This is a genomic window from Staphylococcus nepalensis (genome assembly GCF_014635045.1).
GTDB classification, from domain to species: domain Bacteria; phylum Bacillota; class Bacilli; order Staphylococcales; family Staphylococcaceae; genus Staphylococcus; species Staphylococcus nepalensis.
In genome coordinates, this window is sequence record NZ_BMCF01000001.1 from 397778 (window position 1) to 415885 (window position 18108).

The window sequence follows — 18108 nt, forward strand, 5'->3', positions numbered from 1 at the left end:
ATATACTTTTTAAACTAAAGCGTTGTATTTTAGAATTATGCTTTCATTTGCTTTTTAAAAGATGGTACTGTCAATAAAATAATAACAAATGATAAAAGTGCCATGATGACGTTCAGCCATAAGCCTGCCAATGCACCGATTTGCACGTTTGTTGCTGCCGTAACAACACCATATAATGCACCAGATAAAGCTATACCAAATGCGCCGCCTAATGAAGAAGCCATTTTATAAATACCTGAAGCTACCCCCACTTTATCTTCAGGCGAATTAGATATCGCCATATCTGTAGAAGGTGTTGCATAAAAACCTAAGCCTAAACCATATAATAAATAACCAATAATACATACAATGACATATAATACACTTGGTAAAAACGTTAATGAGATTAAAATAATACCTATCATATTAAAAGTAGTTCCTAATAACATAGGTTTTTTTGCGCCTACTTTTTGTAACACTTTTTCACCAACTCTAATCATCAATAATACAGTTACTAAATATGTGATTGATAAAAGCCCTGTTTGAAACGCATTAAAACCTAATCCCTTTTGAACAAAAGTATTTGCCACTAATAAGGCACCGGCCACGCCGTTAAGTAAGAAATTCGACAACGTTGCGCCTGTATATGCTTTATTTTTAAATAATTTAAAGTCAATAAGTGGGTTACGTTTTTTATTTTCAATTTTTATAAAGTACATTGTAGTTAATACAAATACAATAATCAGACCCAATATTAAAGGTGAAACGATGCCGAATGTACCACTTTGTGTAATAACAATATTAATACTTAACATCATCACTACAAAAAGTATGAGGCCTGTAAAATCAAATTTTAAATCGGTTGTATTATCTGATTTTGTTTCCGGCGTCCCTTTTATAAGTAACATCGCCATCAAAGCAATAATTATTGATAAGATAAAAATCCATCGCCATCCAATAAATATGGCCACCATGCCACCAAATAATGATGCCAATCCTGAACCGCCCCATGAGCCGATAGACCAGTAACTTAATGCACGTTGTCTATCTTTGCCTTCAAAATATGTTTTCATAATTGCTAATGTTGATGGCATAATTGCAGCTGCTGATAAACCTTGAATCACTCTCCCTAAAATGAGTAATACTGGTAAGTTGCTAATAATGATTAATAGTGAGCCAATAATACTCAACCATAATCCAATATAAGTTATTTTCACACGTCCTACTTTATCAGCAAGACTGCCAGCTCCAACTACAAACATCCCTGAGAATAATGCTGTAATACTTACAGCGATACTGATTGTGCCAATATTACTATCAAACGATTGTTGTAACGTTGGCACTACATTTAATAATGATTGTGCAAATAACCAAAAAGTAACGACGCCTAATACAATACCTAATATTAATTTATTGTCGCCTCTATACGTTTGCACGTTTCCCTGTTGAGTCATTTGTTCGTCCTCCTAAATTATTTTGTTAAATGACAAATAGGGAAGATTAGCTCGATTGAAAAATGTGCTTGTTTATCGACATTTTCAATAAATGATACTCGCTATCCTCTCTACAAAACATCATAACGAGTACCATTTTTGAAAAATATAGAATATTTGTGTTTCTAGTATCTAATATTTTCTACTTATTTTTTTCATTTAAAGAAGACAAAAATGTAATATATCTTTTTTGTCTTTTCATTGATAACTAAAAAAGAGAGAAACATAAAAATCATTACTTACAATAAATAAATTGATTTCTATGTTTCTCTACCTGATAAATGATTGCAGTTCCAATAAATATGCTAAAGCATTTTATATTAACGGTTGTTCTAGGATGCGTTTTAAATTGTAACCCGCTATTTATATATAACAGATGGTATTCAAACGTTTTATGAAGATGATTAAAAGTATTTTTTAAACTCAATGATTTGTATCGCGTTGGTTTGTAACTTTAAATGATAAGACACTGTATCTACTATATCCACTTCGCTAACGTCTAATTTAGGGTAAGATACTCTATTCACATAATTAATAGTTTCTTCATCCATACCATGACGCGTATTGTATTGCTGCCAAACTTGATAAAGTGCACCATTATTTTTGTCCAGAGTTAAGTGTTTAACTTTGTAAGTGCCTTTGTCTGCATTCAAAATATTGAGTTGATACTCTTTATGTAGCAAATAATCCGATTTCTCATTTATAGTGTAGTATGGGTTATAATGTTCTGCATCCCATACCACGATTTGAAATTGATCATTACACCCTAAAACTATACAGTCTTCATTCTTAAATAGCACTTGTTTAAATAATTTCTTAAAAAACATACTTGTAAAAAATGCTGGTCTTTTTCCATCAAATTGGTGATATAAATCGATACCATTCAGCTCTGATATCACATCATTTGCATTATATTGGTGATGTAATTCGTGATTTAACCAATAACCAATTGCATGGATACGATGATTCATATCAATGAGTTGTTCAAAAATAATACCTGCTCTAAAGTATTCTCCGTTAGTGAGGTGCGTGTTACCAGTTAAAGTATTCCAATTAAGAAGCACCACTGGTATATTTTTATCCTTCACTCCTAATAATCGTGTCATGGTATTATATTGTGCGATGATATGTCTTTTTGCTAAATCATACTGTTTACTTTCTATAGATTTAAAATTAATAATATCATTTTGGTTTGCGTTAAACGCTATACTATCAATATTTGTGATTGCTTCTGACAGTAGTTTTTTAGCTGTCGCTAACGCATTCATATTATCCATATCAATATTAAGTACAATATGGGCGAACTCAAAATATTGCTTAAACAAAGTGATAACGTTTAATATTTTCTGCGTATGGTTACACTTAAGATAAACAACAAGTTTAAAACAATCTCTATTAGGAACCATATTATAAATATGTTCTAATAAGCACTTTAATTCTTTTGTGTATTTTTCAAATTGTGAAGGCAACGTTGGCGGATGCATTTCGATACCTAACCCTATTTGATGCTCATATAGAAAATTTAAACATTCATCCACTTTCATATAAGGGTGCATATTGGGAATCATTTCGTCACTTTCAATCACATTACGATCAACATAACCTTTTAATATAGGGTCTTTAATTAAAATATGATCTAATCCTAAATCGTGTTGTACTTCTATTAATTGTTTTCTATATCTTTGAATGAGTAACGTGTCAAAGCTCCCAATTTGAATAACATGTTGGTAATGTGATAATTGTTGGCTTAGATTATTTTCTAATGTAATATCAATTACTTTTTGATTATCAGGAGATTGAATGATGGTTCCAAGCGTTTGTTGTATATATGAAGATAAATAATATAAATACCTTTGATAGTTTTCAAATTCTGTTGTTTTTTTTATTTTCGTTGGGTGATCTTCACTTTGATATTGGGTTCTATATTGTGATGGTGTTAGCCCAGTATTTGCTTTAAAATACTTTAATAACATAGTCGAGTTGCTAAAACCATTTTTTAAAGCAATTTGTGTGATTGATGCATTTGTATGAACCAAATCATTTTTACAATGTTCTGTTCTAATATGATTAATATAATGATTAAAACCAATGCCCATGTGTTTCGTAAATAGTTTCGAAAGATACGTCGTACTCAAATGAACTTTTTCGGCTATTTCACTTAATGTAATAGGTGTATTAAAATATTTTTCAATATATTGACATACAAATTCCAAACGTTCATCGTTAATGTCATTTTCAAGCGTTGCATTGTCATGTGTTGGTAAATAACGCACAATAATAAATATCAAATCAATTAATTGCTGTTCTAAATATAAGCGATAAAATTTCCCTTTTCTAATATAGACAATACCAATTTTAGCAATTGCATTAATAATTTGTTTATAAATCACACCTTGTAACGTTTGCTGATTTAAAATATACATTTTACCATTAAAGTCGTTAATATATTGTCGTAAATAAGCTTCCGCTAAATGAATACTGATATATAAAGCATCATCCTCTTCTATAAATTGATAACGTTCTCTATGATTAATAATAAATACATCACCTGCTTGAAAAGTCTGAAATTGACTCCCTCTTACAACTTTCAACGTACTTTTAAGCACTAATACCATACGTACGCCATCGTTAAAATTCACTACTGAATTACCACTGTCATTAAATTCTATATCGTAAAAGATTTCCATATCACACCTCTTTATTTAAATACATTTTAATAAAGTAAATATGAATTTTCATGTTCTTTTTTGATTTGTCAGTAATTAGACATAAAAAAAGAGCAATGCAGAAACCAAAATACGAATTGGTTTTCTACACTTGCTCTTTTAAAATTACGTTTAGTTTTTTCAGAAATGTTTGTAGCACATACCACATTCAAATTTTAACTGTATGCTCAAACTTTAAAAACTAATGTCTATTTATTTTTATTAATCGCTTTTTCAATTAACTCATTTAAATGACGAATATTTTCACTTTGTTGCGATAACAATTCAACAATTTGATCATCTGCATTGCCTTGTTTATTCACTTGCTTATTACGAGGTTTACGTGCTACAGATGATTGTATTTCACTTTCATCTTGTGACGATAATAAATCTTTTTTGTATGATTTTAAAGCTTCATACAAGAATTCAGGTTGTGTTGTTTGTTGCGCAATTTCGTTATATAATACTTTCGTTTTGTGATCAACGATAACCGTATGATTGTCTTCTTTAGCGTAACTTGGTTGCTTCTGAATACTAAATGAACGATCATAATTATCATGATGTGTGGACTGATTTATATTGGCATAATTGCTTGAAGGCATCTCACTTTGTAAAGCGTGTCCTTCAATATCTACATGCGGCAATATTCGGTTTAACCACGCTGGCATATACCAAGAAGCTTTACCAAATAATTGCGTTAATGCAGGAATTAATAATAGACGAACAATAAAGGCATCGAATAATATACCAAAGGCCAATGATAGCCCCATAGATTTAATCATCACGTCGTCTTGGAAGACAAATGCGATAAACACACTAAACATGATAAGCGCTGCAGCAACTACAACTGGACCACTTTCTTTAATACCTACTTTAATTGAATGCTCATTATTTCTTGTCTTACTGTATTCTTCGTGGATACGAGACATTAAGAAGACTTCGTAGTCCATAGCTAGACCAAATAGTAGACCTATTGTGATAACTGGTAAAAATGCTAATAACGGGCCGGTCGTATCTACACCAAATAAGCCTGACATAAATCCTTTTTGCATTACTAAGGTTGTGAATCCTAATGTCGCTACTAAGGACAGCACAAAACCTAATACTGCTTTTAACGGGATGATAATAGAACGGAATACTACCATTAATAGAACAAACGCTAATGCCACAATCACACCAGCAAATAATGGTATAGCTTCATTTAATTTTTGGGACATATCAATATTGATAACACTTTGTCCAGAAACTTCTGTTTTGAAATTATATTTATCTCTAGCATCGTCATCATAATCTCTTAAATCATGAACTAAATCATTTGTGGATTGTGCATTTGGTCCTTTTTCTGGGATGATTGCTACTAATGCATAATCTTTACTGTCGCTTAATTGGGGTGGCGTCGCCATATCCACATGATCCATATCATTAATATCTTTAGTTAAGCTTTGTAAATCTTTTTGTAAATCTTCTGGATTATCATTTTGGTCTTTCACATTCACAAGCATTGCGATTTGACCATTAAATCCTTCACCAAATTTATCTGAAACAATGTCATATGCTTTTTTCTGAGTAGTATCTTCTGGTTTCATACCGTCATCTGGGATACCAAGACGCATGTCATTAATCGGTATAGCAGCTACAACTAATATAATCAAGCCAATAAGCACAGCTGCTAAAGGTTTACCAACAACAAATTTAGACCATTTTGTGTCCACATCTCCATCAAACTCTGATTTCGTTTGTTTAGGATGAATTTTTTTATGGAAAATGCTAATTAATGCTGGTAATAATGTTAATGCACTAACTACTGCTACGAACACACTAATCGCTGAAGCAAATCCCATGACAGCTAAGAAATCGATACCTACAAGAGATAAACCACAAACAGCAATAATAACTGTCACACCAGCGAAAATAACTGCACTACCTGCAGTACCCACTGCTAAACCAATTGCTTTAATATGATTAGGTTCGCTCTTCACGATTTGTCGATATCTAAATAAAATAAATAATGCGTAATCAATACCCACTGCTAAACCAATCATTACAGACAGTGTTAAAGTCACATTCGGGATATCAAATGCGTATGTCAATAATGAGATAATGCCTACACCTGTACCTAAACCAAGTAAAGCGCTAATGATTGGCATGCCTGCTGCAATAAACGATCCAAATGTAATCAATAGAACAACAAATGCAACAATAACACCAATTATTTCAGAAGCGCCACCAATTTCAGTAGATTCCATGCCTGTACCCATGAGCTCAACTTGTACATTGTGATCCTCTTCTAATTTTTCAACTTGGTCTTTAACTTCATCTTTAGAGTCTTGTTTTAACGATGTTGCTGAAACATCATAATTAATGTCAGCAAACGCTGTAGACTTGTCTTCACTAATTTGTTTATTATCATAAGGATCTGTAATATCTTTAATATCCTTATCATTATCTTTAATATCTTTCAATGTATCTTTGACATCTTTTGTCATATCTTGTTTTACGATGCCATTATCGGAGTCACTTTTAAACACAACTCGTATTTGAGCTTTTTCACTATCTTGCCCAAACTCATCTTCTATCTTGTTATTCGTATCTAGTGACTGTAACCCGTTCATAGTAATATCATTATCAAACTTCGGCGAACTTATTGTAAGCGGTATAATAATTGCTGCGAGAATAACAACCCAAGCAACTATACTCCACCATTTGTGCTTAGCAACAAATGAACCTAGTTTGTATAAAAATTTTGCCAAACTATTGCCTCCTTATTTAAACAACGTTATAGTTTATACATATAGTGTAGATTATTTCTATTAGTATCGTACATCTCTTTACCCTGTTTCAAAAAGAATTAAATATGCATTTCTGTATATTTAAACTACAAATTAGGAGAATTGTAGAATGAATGAAAAAGATTTACGTGTTATTAAAACAAAACGTGCACTCTCTCAAAGTTTATATGAATTATTAGAAAAACAACCATTTTCAACCATTTCAGTTAACCAAATATGTAATGAAGCGTTAGTGCACCGTACAACATTTTATAAACATTTTTATGACAAATACGATTTACTTATTTATTTAACAACTGATTTAACACAAGATTATTTTTCTACAGATTTGAAAGAACGAATCAATAATCCTTTTACGATTTTAAACAAATCGATAACTGATATAGAAGAATTCAGTAAAATTAAAAGTAAGCAAGAAGACGATAAAGAATTTGAACGTACGCTTGAGAATCATTTTATTCGCGTATTGCAAAATGATATTAAAAAGAATGAACACCGGATATCAGTAGATAAAATTGTCCCGATAGATTTAGTTTTTTATGTTTACGGCACTACCCTTTACGCATTTATGGAATGGATTCGCGAACATGATATCAAACTACCTTCAGAAGAAATTGATAAACTATTTCATAAAATGATTAATATACAAGTTAATGACATATAAAAAATAGAGCAAGATAGCATTGCTATCTTGCTCTATTTTACATTATGCCTTAAAACATTTCTGAAACAACTTTTTGTTCTAAGAAATTTAATAAGTAGTCTGGACTACCTGTTTTAGCATCAGTACCTGACATTTTGAAACCACCAAAAGGATGGTAGCCAACAACGGCTGCAGTACAGCCACGGTTAAGATATAAGTTCCCAACATCATATGCTTTCACTGCTTCAATCCAATTTTCACGATTATTAGTAATAACCGCCCCTGTTAAACCATAATCTGTATCATTTGCTATTTCTAGTAATTCATTAAAGTCTTTACCTTTCACAAAGCCAACAACTGGACCAAATATTTCTTCTTGCATGATTTGATCACTTGATTTAAGCCCAGAGAAAATAGTAGGTTCAACAAAGTAACCTGTAGCCCCATCAGTGCCTCCACCTTGTTCTAATTTGCCTTCTTTTTTACCAATTTCGATATAATTTTTAATCTTATCAAATTGTTTTTGGTTAATAACCGGGCCCATATATGTGTTATTTTCTGTATTACCTAATGTTAATGATTTTGTTAGTTTAACTGCTTTCTCTAACACTTCATCATATACATCTTTATGAACGATAGCGCGTGAACAAGCAGAACATTTTTGGCCAGAGAATCCAAAAGCTGATGTCACAATAGATTCTGCTGCTAAATCTGTATCTATATCTTTATCAACAACAATTGCGTCTTTACCACCCATTTCAGCGATGACACGTTTTAAAAATTGTTGTCCTTCTTGTACTTTTGCAGCTCTTTCAAAAATTCGTGTACCTGTGGCACGTGAACCTGTAAAGGTAACAAAATGCGTATGCACGCTGTCTACGAGATAATCGCCAATTTCTTTTGGATCACCTGGCACAAAGTTTACCACACCTTTAGGTAAGCCAGCTTCTTCTAATACCTCCATTAATTTATAAGCTGTTAATGGTGTATCTTCAGCTGGTTTTAAAAGCACTGTATTCCCTGCAACCACTGGTGCTAATGTCGTACCAGCCATAATTGCAAACGGGAAGTTCCATGGTGGGATTGTAACACCAGTGCCGATAGGTTTATAAAAATATTGATTGTGTTCCCCTTCTCTATCTAAAACTGGTTTTCCATCTGCGAGTTCCATCATTGACCGAGCATAGTATTCAATAAAATCAATACCTTCAGTTGCATCGCCGACCGCTTCGTCCCATGGTTTGCCAGCTTCATACACCATCACTGCTGAAATTTCTTCTTTACGACGTCTAATAATAGCCGCAACTTTAATTAAAAACTCAGCACGCTCTCTATGCGTCCAACGCTTCCATGATTTATAAGCTTCGTCAGCAGCTTCAAATGCTTTGTCCACTTCTTTTGTTGTCGCTTTTGATACTTCTGCAATGACTTCAGAAGTGTTTGCAGGATTGATAGATTGGGATGTATCTTTAGTGAATATTTTCTCCCCGTTAATTACTAAGGGAAGTTTTTGATTTAATTCATCTTTCACTTTCTTTAAAGCTTCTTTGAATGATTCGACATTGTCATTGTTTGTAAAGTCAATGCCCGGTTCATTTTTATAATTAACAACCATTTTTCTACCCCCATGTTAAGTTTGTAAATAGAAAACTAAAATGGAAACTTTCCATTCTTGATTTCATTGTATAGGTATCACACAACAAATGCAATCGCTTACAATAACTTTTATAGAAATATATTGTATTTTGTCACTGTAGCCAATATGCTTTAATAATGGGTTTAATATGAAAAGTACGCGTTCTTATTTCATGGGTGAAACGTCCTTTTTCTTCATATACAAACTACCTTATTCCCTGTCAGAATGATTTATTATAATAACTGTATTTAAAAAACACTTTCGTTTAATTTCAGTCCAGCAACATGGTTGTAACGAAAGTGTTTTTAACTTATTTCCAAAATATGTCTATGACTAAACTAACTACTTCATAACTTATTTGCTTATAATAGGACCATGTAGAAAGTATAATTCACCTATTTCTTATGTATTTTTTTGGATTTACTCTTTTTATTTGGCTGTCTAACTAATAATATAATTCCAGCGATAAGCCATAATAATGCCGTGAGCAGATTTAAAGTAAATACAGTTACAATAGCTAGTAATACAAGTATAACGCCAACTGTTTTAGGTAACTTATTAATTAACAATACAAATATGAGTGCTAGAATTGTCGTTATAATAACAGTCCCTAAAGCGATGATAAATAACTGACTTATGTTATCTAGCAATTGCGAAGTCTCTGTTTGCGTTAAGTTGTCACGGATTATATCTTGGTTTTCGACCGAACGCATCAACGAACTTTTATAACTCTCATCATTTAAAAATGGCGCTGCAATGGCCATTAAAAAAATAACTACAAACTGTATGAGAATACCTAACCAAGCCAATACTTTTTCCACAGTTCGCTTCATATTTAACCTCCTTAAAAACATCTATTTTCGTAGGTTGTATACCCAACACTATACAAATTATTCACGTTGGCCTACCCTATAGTATAATATTTAAAATATATTTACAAAATTTTAAGCGAATACAGTTATGATGTTAGGGTAATTGCTTAATATAAATAAAAACAAAGGGATGATTTAATACTATTATGAATGACAAGAATGCATACGACAGAAAGAAAAAACATCGGAATCTTGTTTATATGATATCCGTAGCAATCATTGTCATAATTACTGTAATCGCAGGAAGTTTTCCTACGGTTTTCGGAACACATGCACAACAAGTTTATGATTATATAGCGAATCATTTTGGTTGGCTGTTCTTAGTAATTATTTTTATTTTAGATATCTTTTTAATTGCTTTAGCTGTTTCACGCTATGGTCGTTTTAAATTGGGTAATGATAATGAAGCTCCAGAATTTTCAATGATGTCTTGGATTGGCATGCTTTTTTCAGCTGGTTTAGGCGTCGGCATTGTTTTTTGGGGAGTAGCCGAACCATTAACACATTATTTACATTCACCATTTCCTGGTAAAACACCTGATGAATCTGCAGAATCTGCCCGTGTTGCTATGGGTTATACTTTCTTCCACTGGGGAATTTCACAGTGGTCTATATTTGCGATTGCTGGTTTAACAGTGGCCTATTTCCAATTTCGAAAAAAACGTAATGGCCTTATTTCAACTGCAATGGAACCCGTATTTGGTGAATCTTATAAACGCCCATACAGAAACGTGATAGATATATTAGCCATCATAGCTACTGTTATGGGGATAGCTACATCAATTGGTCTAGGTATTATGCAAATTAGTGGTGGGCTCCATCATGTCTTTAATGTACCGAATAATAATATAACAAAAATATCCATTACTATTTTAATGGTCGCTATCTTTTTGACCTCAGCTGTTACAGGCCTCAATAGAGGGGTTAAGTGGTTAAGCAATGTCAACATCGGTTTAGGCGCAATATTACTTATCTTTATATTTATATTCGGAGATTTTAAATTTATTTTAGAATCGTATACATTAGCGGTCGGCGATTATTTACGTCATTTCGTTGAATATAGTTTAAGAATTAGTCCGTATACAGGAGATAATGGCTGGATACAACAATGGACTGTCTTTTATTGGGCTTGGGTTATCTCTTGGTCTCCATTTATAGGCGGATTTGTAGCTCGTGTCTCACGTGGTAGAACTATCAGAGAATTCGTCATTGGTGTATTAATTATCCCCCCTTTAATTTCTTTTACATGGATTGCAGGCTTTGGGGGCACAGCAGTTAAAATTGCATTAACTAGTAACGATAACATCGCAAATATTGTTGATAAAGACTATACCGTTGCTCTGTTTGAATTGCTATCTAAATTTCCTATTGCTGATATAACTAGTGCTTTAGCGATTGCACTTATTTTTATATTTATCATTACAAGCGCTGACTCTACTACCCATATCGTTGCTGGTATGGCTACTGGTGGTATTGCAAATCCTAAAATTAAGCATAAAATTGTTTGGGGTATATTGATTGGTGCCATATCAGTCGCTATGACAATTGCAGGCGGTCTAACAAGTTTACAAACAGCCTCTGTGGTTACTGGTTTACCTTTCTCACTTATTCTGTTGCTTATGATTTTCTCCCTAATGCGTGCCTTACGAAGAGAACCAACAGAACATTTTAAAATGACTTATATCGATGATGATAAGGATTACTCTATACCATTAGAAGAACGTGAACGTAAAAACCCAACCCATAATGATCATCATTCAGTAGAACAAGCAAACGTTAAAGATGATAAACCTAATCACAAAAACGAGAGTAATCACTCAAAAAATAAAGACGATTAAATTAACAACGCATTTAAAAATTATTGATAATACACGATGGCAAAAATAAATTGAGCCATTATCAGTGATATGATTAATAAAGTTCTGCTCGACCTTATAACTCAATATTGTGATTGTAGAAGTGAAAACAAAATTAGTTTCTCTTCTATAATCATTTTTTGAATTCGCACAATATTCAGAAGTATTTATACAACTTATCGTTTAATTTTTGCTAAAATATATCTATATCCAAATGAATGGGAGGCACACTTGATGAATTTACAAACAGAACATCCAAGTACATTAAGAAAATTGATAAGTGAAGGTACACTCACAGGTCATACAAGTGGCATGGCTAAAGGTTATATTCAAGCAAATGTAGTCATATTACCATCTGCTTACGCGTATGACTTTTTAAAATTTTGTTTTAGGAACCCTAAAACATGCCCACTTTTAGACGTATCTGAAAAAGGATCTACGCATTTTCCTTTTTATGGTAAAAACGCTAATATAACTAGCGAAGTTGCTCAATATAGAGTATATCGTTATGGAGAATTAGTAGAATCCCCGGTCAATATTAAACATTTATTTAATGACGATATGGTAAGCTTCTTGATTGGTTGTAGTTTCACCTTTGAACATGCCTTATTAGAAGCTGGGCTTCCAATCCGTCACATTGAAGAAGAACATAATGTACCGATGTATGTGACAAACATTCCAGCAGCGCCAAGCGGCCAATTTTCAGGAAATATCACCGTAAGTATGAGACCGATGACCATGCAACAAGCCATAAAAGCAACTGAAATTACGACACATTTCAAAAATGTTCATGGCACACCTATTCATATCGGTGACCCATCAGAAATTGGCATTGAAAACATCACTCAACCTGACTTTGGAGAACCTGTTACGATTAAAGAAAATGAGGTCCCTGTATTTTGGGGATGTGGTGTAACACCACAATCTGTCGCTCTAGACGCTAAGCCCGAATTAATGGTTACACATGCACCTGGACACATGTTTATCACTGATGTACCAGATAGCCAATTAAGTGATTAAACCTATATACAAAGTTAATTAATTATTATAAAAAACGCGGGCATATAGATGTCACAAAACCCATTTGGCTCTATATGCTCGCGCTCCTATTTTTCTATAATCATTTGTTTTTTATAAAATGCACTTCATGTATCCATTTTACGTCAGTCATAAGTAATTTTAAAAATCTTGATGACATGCTTTGATTTTGACTATACTTAATTTTAACGTGCTTCAATATCCTCTTTTGTAACAATTGGATAATTCTTAAACCAAACGGAACATGCATAACCTACAATTAACCCTATAATACCTACAATTACACCATAGATAATTATTTTCATCGGATCATTGAACCCAAACATAACAAGGAAACCTGCAAGTGGCGTTGCCGTTCCGGTAGCATCATTGATCATGCCAGATGAAGCAATAACTGCCCCTGCTAAAGCACCTCCAATAAAGTTTGCTGTGTATACTGGGACTGGATTCGCAGAAACGACATCGGCTTGTGATAATGGCTCAATACAAACTGCAATCCTAGATTTACGATCTCCAAGTTTTAATTTATTAAACATCGTACCGTTAATAAAGGACGATGAAAATGAAACCATTGCCGCAATAGCCATTGGCATGCCTGTTAATCCTAATAATGCAGTTAACGCCATCGAACTTAAAGGCGCTGTGCCGACCACTGTAATTACGCCACCTAGTATGAGACCCATAATAATTGGATTAATCTCTGTAGAACTTTGAATAATATCACCAATCTTCAGTAATGAATTGTTAACTAATGGTGTAATCACTGTTGCGACCAATCTTGCCAACGGAGCAATAATTAAAATACCCACAATTAAATCTACGCCATCTGGTACTTTATCTTCTGCAAATTTCATTAAATAACCAATTGCATAACCTGCGACAAATCCCGGTATTAAATCTAAACCGCCACAAGCTGCTGCAATCACTAAAGCATAGACTGGTGAAACACCTATAGCCAAGGCAACTAAACCAGCTGCTGCGACGCCACCTAGACCTCCAGCTGCATCACCGAGATCACCTAAAAATTGAATCCCAAACAAATCGCCACCAACATACTTATGGAAAGCTTCAACTAAAAATGTGGCTATCGCTGCATTCGCTAACGCCCCCATGGCACGCATACCGTTAGGAGCACGATATGTAAATAATGTAAATAGTACTAAGACTATTATTAAAAACAAGGTCCCTATTAAAATGTCCATGAATAATTCTCCTCTTCCTTTGAACTACTGATACGTTAAATTTGTGGAAATTAATAGTTCAACCCATTTCAAATAAGGCTATCAAATCTATTTATAACAAGTACATACAAAAATATTATAACTCACAAAAATCTAACCTTACCAATTTCCATATCTATATATTCTAACATAAATTTTTATTATATTCCGAACAATTTTATTATATTTAATTTAAGCTCCGCGGAACATTTTTTAAAACAGATTTAATTTATTTTAAAATTTTACACAATTTTTCGTTCTTTCTTTTCTATTAACTAAAACGCTTTTCATCCCACTCTCTCTAATTTCAATATAGTTAAACAGTCCGAGACATCTATTTATGTCCCGGACTGTCCTCACTACCATCCTAATCAAGTGATATATTTTTCATTATTTAACTTAAAGTATATAGCAATTTTATTCATTATCAATCGTCTTAATTGGCTTAGCTGGAGAACCCACTGCTAATACATTACTTGGAATATCTTTGGTTACTGCACTTCCAGCACCTATCACTGCGCCATTACCAATCGTCACTCCCGGCAAAACAATCACATTTGATCCTATCCAAACATTGTCTCCGATATGTATAGGCAAGGCCTGTTCTAAACCAATATTTCTATCTTGATAATTTAATGGGTGTATTGCTGTATAAAAGCCACATTTAGGCCCAATAAAAACATGATCACCGATAAAGATTTTACCACCATCCATAAAATAACAATCATGATTAATAAATACATGTTTTCCTAAAAATGTATTATAGCCATAATCAGTATAAAATGGGCTCAGTAATTCTAAATGATTAGGTTCATCATTTAATAATTCTTTCAAAATAGCATGGCGTTTTTCTTTATTACTTGGTTTCGTTTGGTTCAATTCAAAACATAAATCGTTCGCTTTGCTTCTTTCTTTCTCTAAATCCTCATCATAATTAGCATCATACCATTCGCCTGCTAGCATTTTGTCTTTTTCAGTCATAATAGCGCCTCCAAACATGAGTTATATTTCTAGTATTCTTACTATATCTATCTCACTAATACACCGTCAACACACTCACCTCATAGCACTAAGCAAGATAACTAAGCCATTGATACATTAATGTACCAGCATAATTGCCAATCACGTAACCTAGCGTTCCAATAATTAAGATTGGTCCCACTAAACTAGTCCATCCCTTACCTATAGCTAAGGCCGCAGCAGTAGTTGGTCCACCAGCTGTTGCATTGCTCGCTAGCAAAATCTCTTCTACATTAAATTTCAATAATTTTCCCAACATTAAACTTAAACCTAAATTAAAAATTAAAATGATAATTACAAAGATAAAAAGCAATGGCGCTGTTTTGATAATCGTTACAAATGAAGCAGGTGTCCCGATGACTACAAAGAAAATATAAATGAGGAATGTGCCAATTTCAGATGCACCAGCTAATTTTTCAAAGAAATCGCCCCATATAGCAACTACCACCAATGTTAAAGTAGTAAGTAACAGATAAAAATCGCCAAAAAATGATACTAGTATTACCAACCACACATTGCTTTGCGGGACCACATGTTGAATAAATTCTGAAAACTTAAAACTAACAGCAACGATTGCAATGGCTATAGCTAAAGAAAATGCAATATCTAACAATTGAATTTTTTTAGGTTGCCAAAATGCTTGTTGAGATCCTGAAGTATCTTTACCGCCATATTGTGTATTAAAATGTTTTTTAATATATGGTATGGATGGTATGGCGATTAATAATAAAAAATATAGTGCCATAACACTATTATCTGCTACGACAGTAGATGATATCATATCACTCGGCGCCTCTAATTTAGAGCTTAAAGCAGCAAAATTCACGCCACCACCTATATAGCTGCCTGTCATCATTGCGCCTAGTTTAGATAAATATGGCACCGAATGGTTCAGAATGATAAATGCTACGGTAGTTCCAATCATAGTGCCTACAGAAGCAATTAAAAAAATAAATAATAACCGACGACTTTCTTTCCAAATCTTTAAAATATTAGAACTAAAAAGTAACAATGGTATCGATAGAGGTACAACATAATCCCACACTGTATCGTAAACTGGAGAACTTGTTGGAATTACTTTAAAATTAGAAAGTAACATCGCACCGACTAACGCTATAATGGCTCCCGATATAGTACTTGCCCACTGATAACGTTGCTCTAAAAACAAACTCACTGTAGCCCACACAATGATAATTGCCCACAACACCCAAATATCATCTTTGGCTACGATTGTACCAAGTTCCATAAAATCACTCCCTTTTATATTTCTAATCTGTTCACTTATTCTAACAATAATTATAATACTTGTTTCAATTTTCTGAAAAATAAATTGTCATAGCTTTTCTGAATTGGTATTCTTACTATTGCAAGGGTACAAACAAGGGGGAAATTTCTATGAAACAAAAGATTGGTTTGGTACTAGGACCATTGCTCTTTTTAATTTTTTACTTTGTCCCAAGTATTACAGATTTAGACGATGCGCCTAGAGCTGTGCTTGCTGTAACACTTTTTGTCGCGACATGGTGGATTACAGAAGCTATTCCAATACCAGCTACATCATTAATCCCACTTATCTTACTACCTTTAAGTGGAGGTACAAATGAAACGGTAGCTGCAAGCGCATATGCTGACCCAATTGTTTTTATGTATATGGGTGGTTTTATTATTGCATTAGCGATTGAAAAATGGAATTTACATAAACGTATTGCAATGACCATTATTGCTATGATGGGTTCTAACAGTAATCGTATTATTTTAGGAACGATGATTGCAACAGCATTTATCTCGATGTGGATTTCAAATGCTGCAACGGCTTTAATGATGTTACCTATTGCATTAGCCTTAATCCAAGAAATTAAAGATGCACAATTTTTAAAACCCGAGTCAGCACATAAATTTGGTAAGGCACTGTTGCTTACAGTAGCCTATTCTGCTTCAATTGGTGGCTTAGCTACTTTGATTGGTTCAGTTCCAAACGCAGTATTCGCAGCCATCGCATCGTCAAGTCTAGACAGAACAGTTTCATTTGGGCAATGGATGGTTTTCGCCTTGCCATTGACGATTATTTTACTTTTTATATTATATTTTTTAATGACAAAATGGCTATTTAAAATTGAAGATGCAGACAAAATATCTTCTGATTTCGCTAGGAAATCTTTACATGATTTAGGACCAATGCGCTTAGAAGAAAAATTAACTGGCATTGTATTTTTATTTGTGAGTGTATTATGGATTGGAGGCGGCTTGCTTCCTACTTCTCTACATTTATCTGATACAGTGATTGCAATGACAGGCGCAGTACTATTGTTCTTAATTCCAGCCAAAACACATAAGGGCGGCTTACTCGTTTGGGATGATATGAACAAACTGCCCTGGGGTATATTACTATTATTTGGAGGCGGCCTTTCATTAGCAGCTGCATTCGAAGATTCTGGACTGACCAAGTGGTTCGGTGGTATGTTAGGTATTGTAAAACCACTGCCATTAATTTTAATTGTTATCGTGCTTACTACTGGTATCTTATTCCTCACAGAAGTAATGTCCAACACTGCAGTTTCAAATATGTTAATGCCAATTAGTATTGGGTTCGCTGCAGCTATTAGTCAAGATCCATTTATTATTATGGGGATTGTTGCAGTTTCATCAACTTGCGCTTTTATGTTGCCAATTTCAACACCGCCCAACGCAGCCGTGTTTAGTTCAGATGAGTTAGAAATGAAAGATATGGTAAAAGCAGGCTTTATCCTCAATATATTTACAATTATTGTCATATCATTCTTTGCTTACTTCTGGTTGCCGATTGCTTTCGGTCTCTAACTACCATTTAAGATATACTATAAAATGGACTACTTTGATT

At 33.4% G+C, this 18108-nt stretch carries 12 protein-coding genes; 4 read left to right on the top strand and 8 right to left on the bottom strand.

The features are described from left to right. Positions 1-35 precede the first annotated feature (35 nt). The 3 genes from IEU88_RS01925 to IEU88_RS01935 all read right to left on the bottom strand — a co-directional run bounded on the left by IEU88_RS01925 (position 36) and on the right by IEU88_RS01935 (position 6927). Positions 36-1433: an MFS transporter gene (locus IEU88_RS01925; protein ID WP_103373370.1), complete on the bottom strand. Its 1398-nt coding sequence runs from the start codon at positions 1431-1433 to the stop codon at positions 36-38. A gap of 443 nt (positions 1434-1876) precedes the next feature. Next, positions 1877-4159 carry a transcriptional regulator AryK gene (gene aryK, locus IEU88_RS01930; RefSeq protein WP_103373522.1) on the bottom strand — a complete coding sequence of 761 codons (2283 nt, stop codon included), beginning with the start codon at positions 4157-4159 and terminating at the stop codon, positions 1877-1879. A 227-nt stretch (positions 4160-4386) separates the two neighbouring features. Next, positions 4387-6927: an MMPL family transporter gene (locus IEU88_RS01935; RefSeq protein ID WP_103373521.1), complete on the bottom strand. Its 2541-nt coding sequence runs from the start codon at positions 6925-6927 to the stop codon at positions 4387-4389. 148 nt (positions 6928-7075) lie between these two features. Between IEU88_RS01935 and IEU88_RS01940 the strand changes: the two genes are divergently transcribed. Continuing rightward, positions 7076-7630 (top strand): TetR/AcrR family transcriptional regulator, encoded by a 555-nt coding sequence (locus IEU88_RS01940; protein ID WP_096808370.1) that lies wholly within the window; start codon positions 7076-7078, stop codon positions 7628-7630. Between the two features lie 49 nt (positions 7631-7679). Here IEU88_RS01940 and pruA read toward each other — a convergent pair whose 3' ends face one another. Both pruA and IEU88_RS01950 read right to left on the bottom strand, forming a co-directional pair. Next, complete coding sequence (gene pruA, locus IEU88_RS01945; RefSeq protein WP_103373462.1) at positions 7680-9224, bottom strand: L-glutamate gamma-semialdehyde dehydrogenase; 1545 nt, start codon at positions 9222-9224, stop codon at positions 7680-7682. Positions 9225-9640: 416 nt separating this feature from the next. Next, a complete protein-coding gene (locus IEU88_RS01950; RefSeq protein ID WP_096808368.1) occupies positions 9641-10078 on the bottom strand; it encodes a DUF4064 domain-containing protein in 438 nt (145 codons plus the stop codon). 185 nt (positions 10079-10263) lie between these two features. On the opposite strand from IEU88_RS01950, the gene IEU88_RS01955 reads away from it, so the two are divergent. Together IEU88_RS01955 and IEU88_RS01960 are read left to right on the top strand one after the other, a co-directional pair. Further along, positions 10264-11955 carry a BCCT family transporter gene (locus IEU88_RS01955; protein ID WP_096808367.1) on the top strand — a complete coding sequence of 564 codons (1692 nt, stop codon included), beginning with the start codon at positions 10264-10266 and terminating at the stop codon, positions 11953-11955. Positions 11956-12207: 252 nt separating this feature from the next. Next, on the top strand, positions 12208-12993 hold the full coding sequence (locus tag IEU88_RS01960) for a putative hydro-lyase (RefSeq protein WP_103373463.1): 786 nt from the start codon (positions 12208-12210) through the stop codon (positions 12991-12993). A 203-nt stretch (positions 12994-13196) separates the two neighbouring features. On the opposite strand, the gene IEU88_RS01965 is transcribed toward IEU88_RS01960, so the two are convergent. From IEU88_RS01965 to IEU88_RS01975, 3 genes are all read right to left on the bottom strand, one after another. Then, positions 13197-14213, bottom strand: coding sequence for a PTS sugar transporter subunit IIC (locus IEU88_RS01965; RefSeq protein WP_096808365.1), 1017 nt, complete (start codon positions 14211-14213; stop codon positions 13197-13199). Positions 14214-14648: 435 nt separating this feature from the next. Continuing rightward, entirely contained in the window at positions 14649-15212 is a 564-nt protein-coding gene (locus IEU88_RS01970) for a sugar O-acetyltransferase (RefSeq protein WP_103373464.1), read from the bottom strand. Between the two features lie 88 nt (positions 15213-15300). Further along, positions 15301-16497, bottom strand: a complete 1197-nt coding sequence (locus IEU88_RS01975; protein ID WP_096808363.1) for a DUF819 family protein — start codon at positions 16495-16497, stop codon at positions 15301-15303. A gap of 149 nt (positions 16498-16646) precedes the next feature. Between IEU88_RS01975 and IEU88_RS01980 the strand changes: the two genes are divergently transcribed. Beyond that, positions 16647-18068 (top strand): SLC13 family permease, encoded by a 1422-nt coding sequence (locus tag IEU88_RS01980; protein ID WP_103373465.1) that lies wholly within the window; start codon positions 16647-16649, stop codon positions 18066-18068. Positions 18069-18108 lie beyond the last annotated feature (40 nt).